The organism is Burkholderia sp. AU16482, from assembly GCF_002223285.1.
In the GTDB taxonomy this organism is placed as follows: domain Bacteria; phylum Pseudomonadota; class Gammaproteobacteria; order Burkholderiales; family Burkholderiaceae; genus Burkholderia; species Burkholderia semiarida.
On sequence record NZ_NKEY01000003.1, the window covers coordinates 1564312 to 1583346 of the forward strand.

The following is a 19035-nucleotide window of genomic DNA, read 5'->3' on the forward strand; positions in this document are numbered from 1 at the left end:
CATGAATGATGCAGCCCTGAAACGTGGAAGAGCCTTCAGCGTCTTCCGTCAGAAGAGCCCTGTTGGCTGCGCCGCGTCATCCCAGCTAAAGATGATCAGTTCGTTGCGCTCGACACCCTTGCCGCCTCCAACCGTGTAGTGAATTGGTACAGTCTCGATTTGGAACCCGTCAAACACGCGCCGAATGTCGGGATGGTCGTTCAGGCTGACAATCGCACGGCCTTTCAGCGTGCGCAGCCGCTCGGCCATCTTCTCGTATTCCGCGAACGGAAACGCCACGCCGTACCCCTCTGTCTCGTGATACGGCGGGTCGAGATAGAACAGCGTATGCGGCCGATCGTATCGATCGATGCACGCAGCCCAATCGAGACGCTCCACGAATGTGTTTGCGAGCCGAAGATGCGCCGCTGACAGCTCCTCTTCGATGCGCAGCAGGTTCAGGCCGGGCGGAGTTGTCGTCGCCGTGCCGAACGTCTGCCCTTCCAGCTTCGCCCCAAAGCTACTTTTCTGCAGGTAGTAGAACCGCGCGGCACGCTGGATATCGGTGAGCGTTTCCGGGACCGTCTGTTTGAGCCACTCGAACACCTGCCGGCTCGTCAGCGCCCATTTGAACTGGCGCACAAACTCCTCCAGGTGATGCTGCACGACGCGGTACAGGTTGATCAGCTCCCCGTTGACGTCGTTGATGACTTCGACCTTGGCAGGCGGTCGCAGAAAGTAGAGCGCCGCCCCACCTGCGAATACCTCGACGTAACAGTCGTGCGCCGGGAAACGCGGGATGAGGTGGTCTGCAAGGCGGCGCTTGCCGCCGATCCAAGGAATGATGGGATTTGCCATTGTGAAAGCCGTTTTTAAACTTGGTGTAGAATCCGGCCCGCCTACCGGTAGGTAGCAGGGCCTTGGCCGATTCACTGGCACGCTCAGTGGAAAGGCGACCGGGGAGCGTGTTGCCGCACGCCCTTCGGTCGCCCTGTTTCTCTCGAGGCCGCTGCGCCTCGATTGCCGCGTTACCGCGGCGAATTGGGCTGCGTGTTGCCGATCAACGCGTCGTAACTGCGCTCGCATTGCTGGCCGGCGATGCCCCGCTCGTCAGCGATCTTCGCCAGCTCTCCCGCGCGCTCGTCAGCCCGGCCGAACAGGTCGGCAAGCAGATCGAGGCCGTCGCCGGTTGCCGAGCTTCCGGCCGCAGCGCCGGCACGTCGAGCGTCGGCAATGAGTGCGACGACTTGCTTACGCAGGCCGTCAGCAACGTCGTCGGCAACAGCAGCATCAGCGCGTGCCTGATCACGTTCTTTCGCAGCATCGGTTGCGATCTCCTCTTGTGCCACCAGCCGGCGGCTATATTCATCACGTTCGGCCCGCAGATCGTCGATCTGCCGAGCCTGATCGGCGACCGTGGCCGACTGGTCCGCATCACGGTGCCCCTTCAGATACCCACACGCCGCTCCAGCGATGACGCCGGCAACGACGAGCAGCCAGATACGCGGGTCGAACCACGTCATGCGACCACCTCCCCGCCTGCCGCGCGGTACGCGGCCTGCAAATGTTCGATCCTGTTTTCGTGCTGGCCGTACCCGGCCCCCGGCAGACTCGCCCATACGTTCGACACCTTCGCCACCGCCTCACGGAACCGGCCGGCGTCGATCAACGGCAGTGCGCCGTGCTCGCGCAGCTGCTGCAGCGCATACCGGTCTTGCGAGATCGGAGCAAAGTCGGGCAGCTTCATCTGCGCCTGATAGATCCGCCACCACCGCGCGAGGATCTGATAGCGGCCGGCAGCCGTCGAAGGCACCGGGATCTGCCGGTTGAGCACGTTCGGATGCGTCGCATAGCCGGCGAACAGTAGCGGCCGCGACGGCGTCGAGCCGACGAGCACGTTGTAGCCGTCGTCCGACTTAGCCAGCAGATCGGAGCCAATCTCGCTCACGGCGATCATGTCGAGAAACGCGACGCGATTCCATCCGCCGGCAGCGGTAACACTGATGCGTGCCATCGTCACTTCTCCCCGAACAGTCGCTTCGCGTTCCGACGCAGCAGCACCTCGAGGTACTGCGACCCGATGATGCCGAGCGCACTGCCGAGACCGAGCAGCGCGATCGGCGGCAGATCCGGAATCTGCAACAGCGCCAAGCCGGCAACCATCGACGTCGCCGAACCCAATACCGCCCTGCCGGCGACCAGCCGGAACGTCAGCTGCTCGCTGCCGACAAGCACCTTCGCGATACCAATCAGTCCGCCCATGATGATCAGCTCCAGAATGGTTTTCTCGTGGTCCTGCATTCCACCCCCGCAATAAAAGAAAAAGCCGCCCGAGTTGCCCCGAGGCGGCTGCCAGAAATTGATGTGCGCGCGTGTTACTTCGGCGGCGACGGTACGACCAAGTCGACTTTCTTCGTCGGCTTCTTGCGATGACCGACCTTCGCCTTGCCCTTGTTGCCGGCGTTCAGCTCCACCGACATCTCCCACCCGTTGCCGGCATAGGTGTGTCGTACGGAGTCGACCAGAAAATCACCGTCCGCCTCCTGCTTGAAGCCCGACAGCTTCACGGTTTTCTCGGCCGATATGTCGGTGCGCCCCTTCATGCGCAGCACGCTACGCGCGGTGTGCCGGTTCAGCTTTTCGAGACGCGACTTCGCACCAGCCTTCGCGGCTTCCGGACTGGCGAACGCATGGCGCTCGGTATGTACAGCGGCGGCGCCCGGCGGCGCATCGGGATTCGGAATCGTCAGGTCGATCTTCTTCCCCGTCTTCTTGTCATGCACCTTCGCCCGTACGGCAACGAAGCTCGCGCGGTCCGGAAACGAGATCTCGTAATCCGTCAGATCGTCGGGCGTCAACGTGACGGCCGGCAGCGGCTTGCCGCTCGCGCTCTTGCCGCCACCGATCGGCCCGACGATCAGCTTGCCCGCCTTCACCGTCGCCGTCGCGCCGTACTGCCGCGCGATACGCGTGATGAAGTGCAGGTCGCTTTCGCCGAACTGATCCGCGCGCGGAATCGCCGCGTCGACCGAGCACGCGGCCACCCATTTGTTGCGCCGCGCGACGTCGCCGACGATGTCGGCCAGCTTCACGTTCGTCCAGCTGCCGTTGCGCTGCGTCTTCGACGTCGCTCGCATGTTGGCCGGTCGGCCGCGGATGATCATCGTCGCCGGCGGTCCGCGCAACACGATCTCGTCGACGGCATACTCGCCGAGCATCGACAGCCCCTGCCCCTCCCATCCGAGCGAGATCTTCAACGTCGCGCCCTTCGGCGGGAATCGGACCTTGCCATCCCGATCGTCCAGCTCGATCTCGCATTCGTCGGCCTCAAGGCCCGGCTTGTCGGTTGTCTGTATCCGCAGCACGCGGTCCTGAATGACGCGCGTGATGTCGCTGCCGTTCGCAACGACCTGAAAAATTGCCCGCATCGTCCCTCCCTCACGACCAGAGCTGAATCGGTTCGTCGCGCGGCGTGTCGAGATCCGGCATCGTGATCAACACGCCAGACCGGAACGGCTGTGGCTCGCGCGCGAGACCGGGATTGGCTTCGTACACCGCCTCGACGGTGCCCTTCAACGTCCCGTAATGGGCGTAGCAGAGCGTGTCGAGGATGTCCCCGTCAGAGGTTCGCAAAATCTTCGCCATAGCGGCCGAACTCCAGGCTGTAGGTTTGCTTGCGCGGCGCACCGTCCGACATCAGCGCCTCCTGCTCTTCGTCGACGCTGTGCAGATACCAGCGTCCGAGCACGTCGCCCGTGCCGGCCGTCAGTTGCACCGGCTTCAACTTCGCGCCGATCGCGCGCAGCGTTTCCAACTGGCGGAAACCAGCACCGAGCGACGGAAACACGACACCCGACAGCGTGATCGTGTCGCCGCCCTGACTGACCGGCTGCTGCGCCTCTTCGCGATTCAATCGTTCCTGCGACGCGATCTTGAAGCGCGTCGAGCGCCGCAGCTTGTCGTACGCCGCCGTCGACAGTCCGAAGTGGAACGCGTCCCCGTCATCCGTTGATAGCGTCAGCAGATGAGGGGTGGAGGACGTCGCGCTGTCGAACAAGCCGGAGAGAACCGAACTCAGGCCCGTCGTCTGCGCGAACGACTGCAGTGCACCCATCGTCTGCTCGCCGACTAACGCCGTGAACTGTGTTTTCGCGTCGCCCAATGCGCCCATGACCGACTGCGCGGCCGACTGAATCAACGGATGATTGACGCCGCCGACCAGCTTCACGATGCCGCTTACCGCTGCGCCGGTCGCCGAGAAGCTACGCATGACCGTCCCGATCTGCGGACTCAGGTCGCCGGCCACCGATAGCAGGCTCGTCGCTCCACGTAGTAGGTCGGCAGCTGATGTGAGATTTCCCGTCGCGAGCTTCGTCAACGTGTCGACCGTGTTCTGACTCGCGCTGCGATTCCGATCGAACACGCGCACGACGTGCCGAACGCGCTCGGACGCAATGCTCGCCTGCGTCGCGGCCTGCGTCACACTGGAAATGAAGTCCATCTATCCCCCTTACAGATGCGGTGCGTCGAACATTGCAGACCGGTTGCTCTTGTCCAGCGACTCGGTCATCGACCGCTGAATCAGCGGATTGATGCGCGCGAGCAACTTGTCCGCGATCTCCGCGTCGGAGCTGCCCTCGACCTTGATGTGGAACACCGGGGCAAACGAATTTTGTTGCTCGACCTTGAACAGTCGCGATTGCGGCGAATCCGGGCCAGCGGCAGCCTTCGCGACCGCCTTCGCCGCGTCGCTGTCGCCGTCCTTCGAACCCGTCGCCCACCGCGCCATCGCCCCAAGTAGCTTTCGGCCGGCAAACGTGCCGACCGCACCGCCGAGCACTCCACCGATGGCTGCACCGATCGGGCCGCCGAGCATGCCGATACCTGCGCCGAGCTTCGCCCCGACAACGCCACCGGCGAGCGAGCCCCCGATGCTTGCGTACCCTTCCGCCTTGCGCGCGGTTGGTTGATCGCTACGAGCGACCGCATACGCATCCTTGGCCGCGAACCCGATTTTCAGGACGGTGCCGGCGACGGCCAGTTTTCCCGCGTAGGGCGCGATACGGCCAGCGACCGTCCGAAACGCACCGATGACGCGGCCGAGGCGCCCGCGGGGAACCCGGCCGCCGCCAGAACCGCCGCCTGCCAGGTCACCAAGCAGGTCGCCCGCTGCGCTGCCGAGGCCGCCGCCAAGACCGCCACCCGGCAGGTTCACAACAAACACACGTTGCACGCCCCCGGCTGCACCGCTCAACGCATCGAGCGCCTTGCCAACCCGCCCGCCGGCAGCGCCGCCACCGGCAGCAGCGCCCACGCCACGTCGGGCCATCCAGCCACCGCGCAGGATGTCGAACACTCCGCGCCCCATGTTCCACGCCGCACGTGCGCCGCGAACGGCAATGGCCGTGCCGATCACGCCGACGACGGCCGCCGTTGCACCGGGCGCAGCATCGGACGCGTGCTGCACCGTTTCGCCCGCCCGCTTCGCGACCTTGCCGGCGAGATCCGTCACGGGCCGCAGCGCGTCACCGATGCTGCGCATCGCGTCGTCCCACTGCTGCACGACCTCGCTCCAGATCTGCTTCGAGGTTGCACGACGATCAGCCAGATCCTTGTCGATCTCGCCGTTCGCGTCCGCCGCATTGCGCTTGAGCTTCTGATACAGATCGGCGTTCTGCATGTACGCCGTCAGCGCCGCCTTGACCTGCATGTCGTTGAACAGGTCGCCGGTCTTCATCGTGTCCTCGAAGGCGCGCATCTGCGCCTGCCGCTTGGCGGGATCCAGCTCGCTGTTGAGCTGCTTCGCCACCGCCGCGAGCTGCGCAGCCTTCTTCGGATCGACACGCTCGATGTACGCCCGCGCAAGAACGAACGACGCCTCCAGCGTCGACCAGCCCTTGCCGATCGCCTCCTTCATCTTTGCTTCGTAGTCGACGCCGGCCTTCTTGTAGTTGCGCTCGGTCTCGCCCGAACCGATCTTCGAGAACCAGTTTTTGAGGTTGTTCGCCGCCTCGTCGGCGTTGCCCGCAGTCTTCATCTGAACCTGCAGCATCGCGCCGAGTTGAGTCACGGAGTCCTGCCCCGTGATGCCGATCTTCTTCATTTCGGCGAGCAGCACCGGAAACCAACGAGCCATGTCGACGGATTCGAACGAGCCTTCCTTGCCGAGGTACGCGATGGCCTCCAGCGCCTTCATCATCGCCTTGGGATCCGTGATGTTGGCGTTCTGCTGCAGCGCCTGAATCATCTGCGCGGTCTCGACGCTCGACGCGCCCTGACCCACCGAGAATTTCGCGACGGCTGGGCCGAAGTTCAGCGCCCGATCGACATCCATCCCGGCCGCGACCATCTGGTTCACCGCGTCGGCCAGCTCGTTGCGCCCCATGCCGTTCGACAGTGCGTCACGGCGGATTCGTTCGGACATCGCGCGCTCCTGCTCGGTGCGCGCGATGCCCGCCTTGATGGCGATATCGCGGATGATCGCCTGATACTGCGCAGATACAGCGGTCGGTACGGCAACGGCCACACCAAGCTTCACCGCGTCACTCGCTGCATTGCGCATGCCTTCGCGGCCGACCGTGAAGCGCTCATGGCCGGCGGCCTTCAGCTCCAGCCCTCGCACAGTACGGCCGAGCCGCGCATACGCGCGGTCGAGCCGATCGACCTCGAAACCGGCGTCACGCAACGCTCGGACGTTACTGTCCAGCTTGCGGCGGATCCCGTCAGCCGCACTGTCGCCGGCAAGATGCAGCCGGCGGAACTCCTCATGCAGCTTGATCGTCTCGCCGATTTGCCGCTGCCACATGCCGCGCTCGCTCGCGGCCTTGCGCAACCCCACGATCTTCGAATTCGTGTCCGCGAACGCCTTGCCGAGCGTTGCCGACACCGCACCGCCGATGACGATACCAAGTGCAATATCGCGTGCCATGTCAGTCCCCGCTCAATCCGTCAGCCACCACAGCAATTCGTCGATCGTCATGTCGTCAACCACCTGCGGCTGCGTTCCGTACTCCTTCATCATCCGCCGAGCCAGCGCCTTCACGGTCGCGATTGGAAGCCGGACGAACGGATCGAAAGGACTCGTACGCACGCTGCATGGCGTCGTAATCGACCATGTCCATTCCTTCGATATCGTCGGGAGCGACGTCGGCCAGCGTCGCGAACAACACGATTTCGCGCAGCTCGTCGTCGCCCTGCGCCTGCTTGCTCGCGGTACGCATGTCGCGCACCTTCGGGCGGCGCATCACCAGCTCGTTGCGCACAACGCCGTCGAACGAGACGGGATACTTCAGCGTGACCTTCACGGTTTCCATTCAGCACCTCAGAAATGACAAAGGGCGGTCAACGGACCGCCCCTCGGTATATCGAAAAGTTACTTTGACCGGCGCATTGGCCGGCAGCAACGCTTACATGCCGAGCGCCTTGCGCACGTCGGCGAGCTGGTCGACGCCGTCGATAATGCGGATCATGTTGAGTACGTCGATCTCGCAGATGACGGCACCGTCGATTTCAGCCTTGTAGTACGACAGCTCGGCCGTGTACTTCAGCTCCGACGTCGCCCCCGGCTTCCAGCTGCCGGGATCGTATTCGGACAGCATGCCGCGCATGATCAGTGCGACCGACTTCACCTTGCCGCGCGTGTCGCGGAACGCGCCGCGAAAAGTGGCGTTGAATGCGCTGTTGTCGGCCAGCCCGAAGAACTTCAGCACGTCACGCTCGACGCTCCCCATGGAGAAAGCGGCCTGCAGCCCCTCCATCCCTTGGTCGATCTTGATCGGCGCATCCATGCCACCCGCGCGATAATCCTCCGTCTTGATCTTCAGCTTCGGCGGGCTGAGTTCGGGCGATCGGCCGGCAAAGCCGCGTCCGTCGACGTACAACGCCATGTTGTTCAGGGTTTCCGGGACCATGCGTCACCTCTTACGATTGCGTGTCGAGAACTTCCGTCAGCCACTCGTTCGTGACCTCGAAGCGGAAGATCGGGTTTTCTGCGGGCGGAACGTCCGTGAAGCGGATGTTCCAGTACACCTTGCCCTGTTCGAGCTGCGATGCCGAATTGAGCTTCGGATCCGGGTACACCTCGAAGTTGATCACCGCACCCTGATTGCGCAGGTCGCGCATGAACGCCCGCAGCCCTTCGGTCACGTCCTGCACGTACGTCGCAGTGATGCCGCGGTCGACCGCCCACTTATGGCCGGCCTGGACTGCGTCCATCACGATGTCGAGCGTGCGCACGCGCGTCACGAATGACCACTTCGGATCGGCCGAGAGCGTGCGGTTGCCCCAAAGGCGATACCCACCGTCGCGGATAATCGTCGCGATGAACGAGTTGTTCAGCAGGTTCGCGCGGCACGTCTCGTCCCCGTCGAGGAATTCGATGGGCCGCTTCGTACCGCTGATCCCGACGATTTCCTTGTTCGACGGCGACGCCCAGAAGCCGATCGCCGCGTCGGTCTGGCAGAACAGGCCCGCAGCGTACGCAGATGCCGGCGCGTCGACGTCCGCGTTCTTCGCCGTGTCCCAATACCGCACGCCGGGATCGACCAGATATAGCCGCTTGCTGCCGAAGTTCTTCGCATACTGGATCGCGTCCTCGTCGGTCTTGTTCGGCCCGTCGAGAATCGCGATTGCGCGCAGCTTCGCCGCCAGTTCGTCGGCCGCCGTCGCGACCGGCTGCTTGGCGGTGTGTCCCGGCGCGATCAGAAGGCGCGGCTTCAGGTCGAACAGCGATTTGCCATCGAGCAGCGCCTGCATGCCGGTGCGCACGCCACCCGCCGACACGCCACCGATGATCGCGGACGTCAGCTCGGCATCGGCCTGATCAGCCGGGACGCCGACCGCCACCATCACCGTCTTGCTCTGCTTGTAGATGCCCTGAATCGCGCGCGCGATCGGGCTGCTCTCACCGAACGCAGCGGCCGCATCGTATTCGCTCGTGATGCGCACGGGCACGTTCGGCGCAACAAGGTCCGAACCGGGCGTGTATGTATCCACGATGCCGACGACCGATGTCGACGGTACTGCGATCGTGCGCGGGCCGGTGTCGACCAGCACGGTCGTTACACCGTGATAGAAAGAAGTAGCAGGCATTCAGATCTCCGAGAAGCTGCAAATAAAAAAGCCGCTGAATGAGCGGCCTGACATACAGGTAAATCAACAGTCGTGCTACGCCGTTGCAGCCGGCTCCGCACCTGCAAATGGTGGAGGTGACGGTAACTCCGCACTCGGCCAGCCGGGAAGATCACTGGCTTCCCGCAATGACTGCCGATAACGGAGCAGCGCGGCAAACTGGTCGGTCGTCAGGGTCGTCCCTTCACCCAGCAGTTGCTCGTCTTGATGCCGGGAAACGAGCCAGTCCGTCGCCTTCAGTGCCGCGTCACGCTGCGCTCGTTTCATGTTGGCGAGCTGCGCGCGGGTCGGCGGCGGCGGATCGACGGCGACCGGCGCTCCGTTCTTGACCGCAAAGCGCTTTCCGGTAGCCTGTGCTCGCATCAGGTCTTCCAACTGCTCTGCGGTGATCTCGATGACAGCCACTCCATCCGGAGCGGGACTATCGACGGAGTCGTAAAAGGCAACGATGTTGCCGTCCGCGTCGTACGCTGCGAGTTTTTGCCCCATTTCACTTTCCCCAGCAAAAGATCCGACCGCCAATGCCAGCAGATGTCGCAGGCCCCGCGGGATTGGTAATCGTTCGCACACGAGCCACCACCGTGGATTGCGTTGATACCGACTGATCGAAAGCCCAAACCGTTGCGGTATTGGGAGCCCAACCGGCCGGATTCGACTCATTCGCCATACCACCCAGTACCGAGGTTGGGAAAGTAAGCGGAAGCGTTAGAGTCATGTTGCCGTTCGCGTCACTGGTACCCGTAACCCATTGAAAAATCATCCCGCTCGGCAGCTTTTGGCAACCACTTGTCCCAAGCAAACTGGCGAACGTTTGACCCACACGTTGTGTATATGTGCCGAACGCCTGCCAATATGTACCGCTCCAAACCAGCACGACGAACTCGCCGGCCATGAGCGTAATCGACGAGGCAAGGCCAGCCGTGGTATCGATGATCGCGTTCGCCTTCTTGGTACCGATCGTCAATCCAGCTTGAGCGCCACGTTGAAACGCAATCGCGGCGCCTGCCGGCAAGCCCGTTTCGCTCGGCAGTGTGGTCGTCTGGGCACCGGCACCGTTGAAGTAATGAAAGCCTCCAATGTCGTCGTTCGTCAGCACCGTCGCAGCGGCGCTGATGCCGGCACCCGTGCCGCTGCTCAGATTGAAGTTCCCAAGCGCTCGCTGCAAAAATTCGTTCGTTGTAAGCCTCGTACTGCTGTCGAATTGCGGCGCAGTCGTGCCCTTCGGTGTACCAGTGAAAACCGGCGAGTCCTGCGGCGCTTTCAGCGCGAGTTGATTGGCGATCGTCGTAGCAAAGTTCGGGTCATTGCCGAGTGCCTTCGCGAGTTTGCTGAGCGTATCGAGCGTCTCGGGGGACTGCGCGACAAGCGCGGCCAATTTCTCCGCCAGATCAGCATGCGTCGCATACTGCGGGTGCGGATCAACCGCGGCAACGTGCGCGCCAAAGTCGCTTTGCCCCGCCTCGATGGCCTTTTTGAGGTAGCGCGTGCGGTTCGCGAGCTGCTTGGCTTGCAGGTTGTCGATTCCGTCCGGACCGCCGACAACGGGGTCCGACGTTTCGAGCTGGTAGATGCCATCCTCCCATCGCTCGATCTCAAGCAGGTTCGTCATGTAGTGATACTCCCTCTTGTGTATTGCCCGTCTCGACGTGCAACGCCGTTGTGTCGGATCGGCACGGCCGCGTAGTCGAGCGCAGCCAGCTTGCTGCGCGCGGGCGCGTAACGCTCGATCGCCTGCCAAAGCTTGTCGGCCTGATCACGGGTGATCGGCACGCCGAGCTTCACGATGTACTCGGCCCATGCACTCGCCTTACCGTGCAGTTGCTCGCCGTTACGCAGGATTGAGCCATCACGCCGGCGGCCACTGCGCCCCTCGATAATCGTGACCTCACCGAAGCCGAGCCGGCGAATCACTTCGCGCACCGCCCAAGGCGTCCCCTTCTTTCGGTGCAGCGCCATCGAACCTTTCACCAGCGCCCGCCGTGCGTCTTCTGACTCGGCCAGCTCCCAACCATCGACCGCGAGCGCCCACGCGAGCCACGGCAACCATGCGGTCGGACAACGATCCGCGTCCCACAACGTGCGCAAGATCTCGGGATCCACGCTGGGTCGCATGACACGGGCGAGAGCCGCCTCGAGCGGTGTCTGGTTCGATGGTAAAAGCGGTTCATGCGTCATCGACCTTTACCTCCAGATTGATGCTCGTGCAGAGCGCGAATTCGCGGGGACCGCAGAGAACGTCAGCGGCCGGCGAACTCAATTCGATGCGTGTGACACCGCTGTCCGGCGCGTGCAGAGCGCCCTCGATCGCAGTCCGCGGCATGCCCGCACGAAGCCGTCGCGACTTCGCCACCACGCCGTTGAGCACCTTACGCCGTGCATCGAGCACAATGTTCGGATCAGGCCCACTGCCGACATAGATCACGCCATGAATCGCATACGCGATCTTGATCGCCGGCTCGACCAGGACCGTGTCGTTGAGGGGGCGAACTGTCTCGGGCGAAACTTTGGCGCGGACGACATCGAGCAGCGCCTGATCGGGCACACCGTCACCGCGTGCGGACATGATCGTGAGCCGCACCGTGCCCGGTTCAGGCCGGTCGACGGCGACATCGAGGACGTCGGCCGACGCATCCATCGCAAACGCGCGGTATGCCGCGAATGGCCCCGCTACCGTCGCGCGCTCCATCGACATCTGCGTGCGCAGCTTCAGCCGGTCGTCCGATTCCATGCGCCGCTCGATCGGCGGATTCGCCACCGGATCGCCGGGATCGACCACCGCTCGTTCTGTGTCCATCAACGCCGCCAGATGCTCCAGGTCCGCACCCGTCGAAAACGCGAGCATGCCTGCGCGGGCAGCGTCGTTGAGGCGTGCTGCAGCGCGGATCTCGTCATACGCCGCCAGCTCAATGAGCTTCACGACAGGGTCCGACTTCAGCGCCGCCGTCCAGTCGGGATAGATCGATTTGAAGTACTCCAGCTTCATCTGGAACGCCGCCTCGAAGTCGAGTACCTCGACAAGATCAGGCGGGTCCAGCGAAGCGAGATCGATAATCGTCATGTTGGCACCTCGATTTCGACGGCCGTACCGTCGTATTCGCCGCGAATCGCGAACGTTGGTTTGCCGTCGATGACCGACAGCACCTTGACCTGAGCGAGCCTGATTCGCGGCTCCCACCGGCCGATCGCGCGGGCGGCCTCAGCCTGTGCCGCCGAGATCCATCCGCGCGTCACCGGAAGGTCGACCATCAACGGTATGTCCGAACCGTATTCAGGTAGTTCGCGGCGGGTGCCCTTGCGCGTGCTGAGGATGTCGCCGAGGCTCTGCTTCAAGTGCGCGATGCCGCTGATCGGCGCACCCGTCCATCGGTCCATACCGACGAGCGCACCGGACCGACTCATCCGCGCTCCTCGAGCCGCTTGAAGTCAGGGTGCGCGTCGAGGTATTCGATCTGCGCGGCCGTTCGTGCGATCGCCTCGCCAGACAGGACACGCAGCACGTCGCCGTTCGGGAAGACGATCACGCGGCTACGGAACCGCGTATCGAGAAACTTCGCCACAGACGCAACGGCCGGCGTAGTAGCCGGAGAGTTGTCTTTTGCCATGATCACCCTCTCAAAAACAAAACCCCGCCGAGGCGGGGCAAAGCAACTTTGCGAATATGGCCGTCACAGCGGCGGCGACACCGGCGCACCGTCGCCCTCTTCCATATGCCTGTGACCGACAAACGACTTGCCGGCAATCTCAACGTCGTCCGTGTAAATCGCCCCGCCCTCAACCTTGACCGCCGGGCCACCATTGCCTGCGCCCTTGCCCTGCATCCCACCGTTGAAGGTCAACAGCTTCTCCGTCGTCGTGTTGCCCGTGAACGTCGAATCGGGAACGTCGCCGAGCAACTTCTCCGTGCGCAACGTCACGCCGTCCGCGCGTAGCTCCAGCTCCGTCGCGCCAATGCGAAACACGATGCGCCCGCCTGTCGGCACGTCGACTCGGTATTCGTGCTTTTCGTGGTCGTAAACCTCCGAGGCACCGTCCGGGTAGTCCCATGCGGTCTCGGACGGGCTGGATCGCGCCGAGCCCCCGTGCTGCTCCGAGTAGTAGCCGGGAGCCGCGTACGCGCCCGCCAGATCGCCCGATGGCGCGAACATCGACGCCTGCTCTCCGATGGAAGGCGGACGCCAGAATCGAACGACACCCGCCGCAGCGGTCTTCCACGGCATCCAGTCGCTGACCCAATCTCCAATCCGCACGCGGCACAGTGGCGGCTGATACGAGACGTTCTCGACGGTGCCGTGCTGCACCATGCAGGCCATGCGGCGATCAATCTCGCCGAGTTCGTAATCGCTCATGGCCCACCACCTCCAGCGTCTGCCGGCTCCCAATACGCCCCTTCGTTGCCGTGGCCCGTGTCCGGATCGACGCCCCACAGGATCGCGGGGCCGTCCGGGATCTCGCCAAGGTCGAAGCCGAGACCGAATTGATGGGTCCACTCGACGAGCCACACGCAGTAGGTATCGAGCTGCGGCCGGAACGGATCTTCGGCGACCTGCACGACCTTACCCGGGGTGATCGGCAGTTCCCACGTGTTCCCGTGCACGACCATCGCGACTCGCGCGGCAACCTCGCGCACGGCCAGCTCGGCCCCTTCGTCGATCGGATCGAACACAACACGGGCCTGCATGCGCGCAATCAGCGGCACGTCACCGGTGCCATCATCGTGACCGGGTTCGAACTCGTTCAGCTCGATCGCGATCAACGGCGTGTCGATCTTTTGACCGAGACGCGGATACGCCTCGATTCGCTTCATCGCGGGCAGCTTCACGCGCATGCCGCGCTCAATTGCCTCGTGTAGCGCTTTCAGATTCTCAAGCACGGCGCATCACCTTCTGCAGTTCGTAGTTCACTTCCTGACGGAGAATCACCATGAGCCGCGCTTCGCAGGCTTTCGCGGCCCGTCGGAATGCCGGGTCGCCCGATTGCTGCCACGCGACCGTCACCATCCGGTAAGGCATCCGCTCCTTGCCGACTCGTTCGTAAATCGGTCCGTCCGGCTTCCGATTGGTTTGCCGCCATGCACCCTCGAACGAATGACGGCCGACCCGCATCCCCTTGCGCGTCTTCGTGGCGCTGCCAAGGCGATGCGCTTCAATCGGGTTCAGACCGAGCCACACCTTTCCGGTGTCAGCCGAGCGAAGAAAGAAATACAGCCGGCGGCGAACCGCCTTCTGCGGAATCTTCGTCGCAGCGCCGACCTCTTTCGCCGTCTGACTCTTGATCCAGCCAGCCGTCTTGCGCAACGTCCGTCGCCACGCTGCCTGCATCGCGGACGGCGACAAGCCTTGCAGGACGGCCGTCGCCTCTTTGATGTCGATTTCGATCTTCAGATCGTCCATATGGCCTACTGGAGAATGAGGACTGTCCAGCCGGTCCCGTCCGGATGCGCCTCAAGCACACGGTAACGCTCCCCGCTCGCGGTCAGGATGCTGCCCTGCCGGACCGCAGCAGCGTCGCGGTCGCGCAGATGAAACACCGGCGCGACGAGTTGCGTGCGCTGACTACCGAGATCAGGGCCGAGCCAAGGCGATGCGAACATCCCTTCGACGGGCCGCCCGTCGATCGTGATGTCCGCATCGCCCAGGTCGCGCAGCACCGCGGAGTCGACATCCGAGATCAGATCCCGGAACGCCATGTCATGCCTTCAGCTTGACGATCGCCTTCGGGCGCGTGCACAGGTGCACCGGGTTCGACTGCGCCTCGATGTCGACACCCTTACCGAACTGCGCCAGTTCCTGCTTCGCGTAGTACGGCAGGCCCGTCGTGTTCACCGCCTCGACATAGTCGGCCGGCGCGAAGCGCGTGATGAACAGCTCCGGCACGCCTTCGGGCACCGCGTACGCTTCGTCGTCCGCCACATAGCCGATGTCGCCGACGCGACCGCGATAGCGCTCGAACGTGCAGCCGCCGAAGTCGAACGCGTCGCGCGCATCGCCCCGCAGGGACGCCGCCATCGCGGTCGCGAGATACGTTTCCTTCACGGCCTTCGCGACGATCAGCTTGTTCCAGAATGCCCGGCCGCAAAGCACGCGCACGCCCGTGTAGGTCGTCGCGCCCAGCGCATCTTCGATTGCGTCCTGGACATCGACACACTTCACGCGGATCTCCGTGTCCGCCTTGCCCAGCTCGAACGGAATCACGGTCTGCTCGATGCCGAAGTACTGCAGGAGGTCGATCAGCACCGTCTTGCCGTCGGCATCGAGCACCGCGCCCTTGATCGCGCCGATCCGGTGAAACTCGTGCGTCGCGTCGAGCTGGCGGCGAAGCTTCGCGAGCCGACGATTCACGACCGTCTGCAGCGCCTCCAGCTCCGTTTCGGAGCCGAACGCGCGCAGGTTCTGGATCTCGTCGGCCTTCACGAAGGTACGCTGCGGCAGGTGCACGGTATTGAACGGAATCATGCTGCGCTTGCTGCCGACCACGATCGCCGACGGCGAGCCGCGCTCGCCGGCCGACACGAGCGACAGCGTGTCGCCGTCGCGCTCGATCTGGATCGTCGTCGTGGTGATGCCGTCCTCTTCGAACAGGCCGAGCGCCCCGACGCGGCCCGGAACGTGCGGCTGCTCGTTGATCGCAGCGGTGAGCGACGACAGCGAGAACGCTTCATCTTGAAACAGGGCGATGTCCGCCATACAACCTCCAAAAGGGAAATGGATACAAAAAAGGCCACGCGCGATGCGTGGCCTTCGGAATCAGTTGCGCTGCAGTCAGCGGACGATCACATGGCGCTCCGCGAGATCGGTGCGCGCAGCGGCATTCAGACCGGTAAGGCGTGCGGCGGCGACCTCGGCGAGCCGCACGATACCCGTCGCCGAGCGCGGGGCGTCGGACGCCGCCAGCGGTGCATACAGCACCGCCGCAGCCACTTCGGCCCCGTCGTTCGCCGTGTTGTCGTACGGCGCATACTCGCCGGTGCTAGTCACGCCAAGCACCTGGCCGGCCGGCAGCGCCGGTCCGGCCTTCACGATGATGTGCTCGCGCGAAATCTGCCCGTTGCCTTCCGACACCAGAAATTCCGCCGTTTGGCTGCCCTGTACCTTCACGTTCGACATGAGTATTCCCCTCCTCGGGTATCGTCAAAGTTACTTGCCGCTCTTGCGAGCCGCGTAGATGGAGGCCGCACGCGGTGCATTCGCGGCCGCGACCGGCTCGTTTTGCGCTGCCGGCTGCGCACGCGGATTGATGCGCGATTGCGACGCCGTCACGCGCTCGAACAGCCGCGCGCGAATGTGATCAGGCGTCAACCCGTCAGCGACGAACTGCGCGGTCAGCTCCGGCACGTTCGCCGCAAGACAGATCCCCGCGATGTCCGCAGCCTGCTGGATCGCGGCATCGACCGTTGCGCGGTCCTTCAGGCCGGTTGCCGTCACGATCGCCTCCGCGCAGTGCGACAGGCGCGCGTCACGGCATGCCGCGAACACGTGCGACGCGAGCGCCGAGACATCCGGGGCCGACGGTACCGGCTGCAATTCAGGTTCCGGCTCGGGGGTCGGCTCCGGGGGCGTATCGAGCGGTGGATCGGACTGCGGCGGATCGGTCGGATCGCCCTCATCGACCAGCGCCCGCACGACCTCGGGCAATGCCGAGAAGCGCGCGAGCAGCGCCGTCGAACTCGCCGACGCGGACAACTTCACTGCCGCCTCGATCGTGTCGCAGAATCCCTTCTCCTTCGCCTGCGCGGCCGTCAGCCACGTCTCGGCGTCCATCAACGCCCGGATCTCGTCGACCGACTGGCCGCTCTTGGCTGCGTACGCCGCGACAATCCCGTCGCCTGCGTTATCGAGCAGGTCGGCAATGCGTCGCAGGTCTTTCGCTTCGCCCGCGGTCACCGTATGCGCGTTGTGGATCATCAGCATCGCGTTCTCCGGCATCACGATCTCGTCGCCGGCCATTGCGATCAGCGACGCCGCCGATGCCGCGACGCCATCGACGCGCACTTTGACCTTGCCCGCGTGCCGGCGCAGCGCGTTGTAGATCGCGAATGCGTCGAACACGTCGCCGCCCATCGAATTGATCGCGACCACGATCGCCGATGCGTTCGCCGCTGCCGCGTCGAGCTGCGTCACGAACGTCTGCGCGTCCGTACCCCAGAAGCCGATCTCGTTGTAGATCCGGATCTCAACGTCGCCGGCCGCGTTCGCCTGCGCCCGGATATCCCACCACTTGCGATTACGTTTCATCTCACTCCCCATTCGTGTGCACGAGCGGATCGGTGTCGTCCGTCGCGTGCGTGTCGTACTGCAGTCCGAGCCGTTGCGCGCGCTGCTGATCGGCTGCGTTCTCGTCGTCGACCTGCTCGGGATCCTCGCCCTTCGCCAGAATCGCGCCGGTGCGGCTCGTCAGGCCCGCGCGGATCTCTGCGCGTTTGGCCGACACGTCCTGCACCGGATGGATATACGGCCAGCCCTGCGGCACCCACCGCACGCGCAGGTACTCGCGCCTGGCGCGGTGATAGTTCGGCATCGGCATCGCGCCCGACAGCGCGCACGCGTCGACCCACCAGCGCCAGATCCGCCGGCAGAACTGGTGGATGAACACGTTCTGCTGCAGCTGCTCGATCGAGCGCCGGAACTCGTTGAGCAACACCCGAAGCACGCGGTCGCTGACATCGCGCAGGTCGCCCGTCAAAACCTCATAGGGCATGCCGACCGACGCGGCTGCCGCCATCAGCTGCTGTCGCATGAATGGCGCATAGTCGGCACCTGCGCCGGGCGGCGTTGCGAATCGCACGTCCTCACCGGGCGCCAGCTCCTGCATCCCGCCCGGCTCCAGCGACACAACCGGCGAGAAGCCGTCGACATCGAACGCGATCGGCGCACCAGAGACCGGATCGCCGAGGGGGCCCACTTCGGCCTGCGGCTTCACGATGAAGCCGGCAAAGAGGTTGCTCACCTCCTGCCGGAACAGCACCGCGTCGTCGAAGTTGTCCAGCGAATGCAGTCGGAGCAGCACCGTCGACAATTCCGGCACGCCACGTACCTGACCGGGCCGGAGCGCGTGGAAGACGTGCGCGATCTCGTCGGCCGGCACGCGCACGGTCTGCACCGCATCACCCACTAACCGGTTGTACTCGCCCGGATGACGGCGCAGCAGGTGATACGCGACGCGCTCGCCGTCTTCGTTGAACTCGACACCGTTGATGATCTCGCCGCCGGGAACCAGCTCGTTCTTCGTCACCGGCAGCATGTCGCCTTCGAATAGCTGGATCTGCATCGGCACCGCCAGTCCGGCATACAGCGGGCGTAGCCGGCGGCGCACCAGCACTTCGCCGTCGCTGAAGAACGCCCGCGCGGCGAGCGTTTGCAAACCGTATAGGTCGTGCACGCCGTCCGCGTCCAGTTCCCCCGAGCTGTCGTCCCAAAGTTGCTTTTGTGCGCGACGCACGTCCGCGTCCGGATGCTGCGGATGCGCTTGAATGCCGGTGCCGATGGTGTTCGACACCAGCCGCGCGATCGCCGTCTTCGCCCACGGGTCGTTTCGGATCGCGTCCCGTGCACGGTGGCGCATCAGCGGCAGGTTCTGCACAACCGATGCATTCGGTCCCGCGCTCGATGCCTGCCACGACTTCGCCCGCGCCCCGCGCGTGCCGGCCGATTCGTACGCAGCAGCCTTCAGCCGTGTCGGCACGACAAAGCCGCGCTGCGCGAGAGCCGGATACGCGCGGCTCATCGCACCCCCTTGCCGGCATGGCGCAGGCGAATGAGCCGCGAGCGGCCGGTCGCGCCGTCAAGCGCCCGAATGATCTCAGTCTGTGCGTCGCGCAGCTCGGCAATCGACCGGTATCGCACCTTGCGATCCGCGTACTGGACCTCCAGCTCGCCCTTCGCGATCGCCGACTGGATGCGTTGCAGGTCCGCCATCGTGTATGCCATGTGT

The 19035-nt window shown here is 64.3% G+C and carries 26 protein-coding genes; all 26 read right to left on the reverse strand.

Translation table 11 applies throughout. The annotated features are described in order from the left end of the window. Positions 1-48: 48 nt before the first annotated feature. The 26 genes from CFB35_RS09770 to CFB35_RS09895 all read right to left on the reverse strand — a co-directional run bounded on the left by CFB35_RS09770 (position 49) and on the right by CFB35_RS09895 (position 19031). A complete protein-coding gene (locus tag CFB35_RS09770; RefSeq protein WP_089464867.1) occupies positions 49-837 on the reverse strand; it encodes a DNA adenine methylase in 789 nt (262 codons plus the stop codon). Between the two features lie 170 nt (positions 838-1007). After that, positions 1008-1502, reverse strand: a complete 495-nt coding sequence (locus tag CFB35_RS09775) for a DUF2514 family protein (protein WP_089464868.1) — start codon at positions 1500-1502, stop codon at positions 1008-1010. Next, the gene (locus CFB35_RS09780; RefSeq protein WP_089464869.1) at positions 1499-1993 is read right to left on the reverse strand and encodes a glycoside hydrolase family protein; all 495 of its coding nucleotides are present in this window, start codon (positions 1991-1993) and stop codon (positions 1499-1501) included. The genes CFB35_RS09775 and CFB35_RS09780 overlap by 4 nt, the downstream gene beginning before the upstream one ends. 2 nt (positions 1994-1995) lie before the next feature. Continuing rightward, positions 1996-2280 (reverse strand): holin, encoded by a 285-nt coding sequence (locus CFB35_RS09785; RefSeq protein WP_006408930.1) that lies wholly within the window; start codon positions 2278-2280, stop codon positions 1996-1998. Positions 2281-2354: 74 nt separating this feature from the next. Next, complete coding sequence (locus CFB35_RS09790) at positions 2355-3407, reverse strand: phage late control D family protein (protein ID WP_089464870.1); 1053 nt, start codon at positions 3405-3407, stop codon at positions 2355-2357. A gap of 10 nt (positions 3408-3417) precedes the next feature. Further along, a complete protein-coding gene (locus tag CFB35_RS09795; RefSeq protein WP_006411293.1) occupies positions 3418-3624 on the reverse strand; it encodes a tail protein X in 207 nt (68 codons plus the stop codon). Then, on the reverse strand, positions 3599-4480 hold the full coding sequence (locus tag CFB35_RS09800) for a phage tail protein (protein WP_089464871.1): 882 nt from the start codon (positions 4478-4480) through the stop codon (positions 3599-3601). Before CFB35_RS09800 ends, CFB35_RS09795 begins: the two co-directional genes overlap by 26 nt. Before the next feature lie 9 nt (positions 4481-4489). Further along, a complete protein-coding gene (locus CFB35_RS09805; RefSeq protein WP_089464872.1) occupies positions 4490-6907 on the reverse strand; it encodes a phage tail tape measure protein in 2418 nt (805 codons plus the stop codon). A 55-nt stretch (positions 6908-6962) separates the two neighbouring features. Beyond that, complete coding sequence (locus CFB35_RS09810; protein ID WP_089464873.1) at positions 6963-7292, reverse strand: phage tail assembly protein; 330 nt, start codon at positions 7290-7292, stop codon at positions 6963-6965. A gap of 93 nt (positions 7293-7385) precedes the next feature. Further along, positions 7386-7889 carry a phage major tail tube protein gene (locus tag CFB35_RS09815; protein WP_089464874.1) on the reverse strand — a complete coding sequence of 168 codons (504 nt, stop codon included), beginning with the start codon at positions 7887-7889 and terminating at the stop codon, positions 7386-7388. Between the two features lie 10 nt (positions 7890-7899). Beyond that, complete coding sequence (locus CFB35_RS09820; RefSeq protein WP_089464875.1) at positions 7900-9069, reverse strand: phage tail sheath family protein; 1170 nt, start codon at positions 9067-9069, stop codon at positions 7900-7902. A gap of 75 nt (positions 9070-9144) precedes the next feature. After that, positions 9145-9597 (reverse strand): tail fiber assembly protein, encoded by a 453-nt coding sequence (locus CFB35_RS09825; protein WP_089464876.1) that lies wholly within the window; start codon positions 9595-9597, stop codon positions 9145-9147. A gap of 1 nt (position 9598) precedes the next feature. Continuing rightward, entirely contained in the window at positions 9599-10717 is a 1119-nt protein-coding gene (locus tag CFB35_RS35205) for a hypothetical protein (protein ID WP_218828249.1), read from the reverse strand. Beyond that, positions 10714-11283, reverse strand: coding sequence for a phage tail protein I (locus tag CFB35_RS09835; protein ID WP_040144408.1), 570 nt, complete (start codon positions 11281-11283; stop codon positions 10714-10716). Before CFB35_RS09835 ends, CFB35_RS35205 begins: the two co-directional genes overlap by 4 nt. Then, a complete protein-coding gene (locus CFB35_RS09840) occupies positions 11273-12166 on the reverse strand; it encodes a baseplate J/gp47 family protein (protein ID WP_089464877.1) in 894 nt (297 codons plus the stop codon). The genes CFB35_RS09835 and CFB35_RS09840 overlap by 11 nt, the downstream gene beginning before the upstream one ends. After that, positions 12163-12507: a GPW/gp25 family protein gene (locus CFB35_RS09845; RefSeq protein ID WP_089464878.1), complete on the reverse strand. Its 345-nt coding sequence runs from the start codon at positions 12505-12507 to the stop codon at positions 12163-12165. Before CFB35_RS09845 ends, CFB35_RS09840 begins: the two co-directional genes overlap by 4 nt. Next, positions 12504-12710 carry a hypothetical protein gene (locus CFB35_RS09850; RefSeq protein WP_089464879.1) on the reverse strand — a complete coding sequence of 69 codons (207 nt, stop codon included), beginning with the start codon at positions 12708-12710 and terminating at the stop codon, positions 12504-12506. The genes CFB35_RS09845 and CFB35_RS09850 overlap by 4 nt, the downstream gene beginning before the upstream one ends. A gap of 63 nt (positions 12711-12773) precedes the next feature. Further along, positions 12774-13454: a phage baseplate assembly protein V gene (locus CFB35_RS09855; RefSeq protein ID WP_089464880.1), complete on the reverse strand. Its 681-nt coding sequence runs from the start codon at positions 13452-13454 to the stop codon at positions 12774-12776. Continuing rightward, a complete protein-coding gene (locus tag CFB35_RS09860) occupies positions 13451-13978 on the reverse strand; it encodes a hypothetical protein (protein ID WP_089464881.1) in 528 nt (175 codons plus the stop codon). The genes CFB35_RS09855 and CFB35_RS09860 overlap by 4 nt, the downstream gene beginning before the upstream one ends. Then, positions 13971-14498, reverse strand: a complete 528-nt coding sequence (locus CFB35_RS09865) for a phage tail protein (RefSeq protein WP_089464882.1) — start codon at positions 14496-14498, stop codon at positions 13971-13973. Before CFB35_RS09865 ends, CFB35_RS09860 begins: the two co-directional genes overlap by 8 nt. Positions 14499-14503: 5 nt before the next feature. After that, on the reverse strand, positions 14504-14794 hold the full coding sequence (locus CFB35_RS09870) for a hypothetical protein (protein WP_089464883.1): 291 nt from the start codon (positions 14792-14794) through the stop codon (positions 14504-14506). 1 nt (position 14795) lies between these two features. Continuing rightward, the gene (locus tag CFB35_RS09875) at positions 14796-15791 is read right to left on the reverse strand and encodes a major capsid protein (RefSeq protein ID WP_089464884.1); all 996 of its coding nucleotides are present in this window, start codon (positions 15789-15791) and stop codon (positions 14796-14798) included. 75 nt (positions 15792-15866) lie between these two features. Beyond that, positions 15867-16211 (reverse strand): head decoration protein, encoded by a 345-nt coding sequence (locus CFB35_RS09880; RefSeq protein WP_059978467.1) that lies wholly within the window; start codon positions 16209-16211, stop codon positions 15867-15869. 30 nt (positions 16212-16241) lie between these two features. Next, positions 16242-17339 (reverse strand): head maturation protease, ClpP-related, encoded by a 1098-nt coding sequence (locus CFB35_RS09885; RefSeq protein ID WP_089464885.1) that lies wholly within the window; start codon positions 17337-17339, stop codon positions 16242-16244. 1 nt (position 17340) lies between these two features. Further along, entirely contained in the window at positions 17341-18828 is a 1488-nt protein-coding gene (locus tag CFB35_RS09890; RefSeq protein ID WP_089464886.1) for a phage portal protein, read from the reverse strand. After that, positions 18825-19031, reverse strand: coding sequence for a phage head-tail joining protein (locus tag CFB35_RS09895; RefSeq protein WP_011657129.1), 207 nt, complete (start codon positions 19029-19031; stop codon positions 18825-18827). The genes CFB35_RS09890 and CFB35_RS09895 overlap by 4 nt, the downstream gene beginning before the upstream one ends. Positions 19032-19035: the final 4 nt, after the last annotated feature.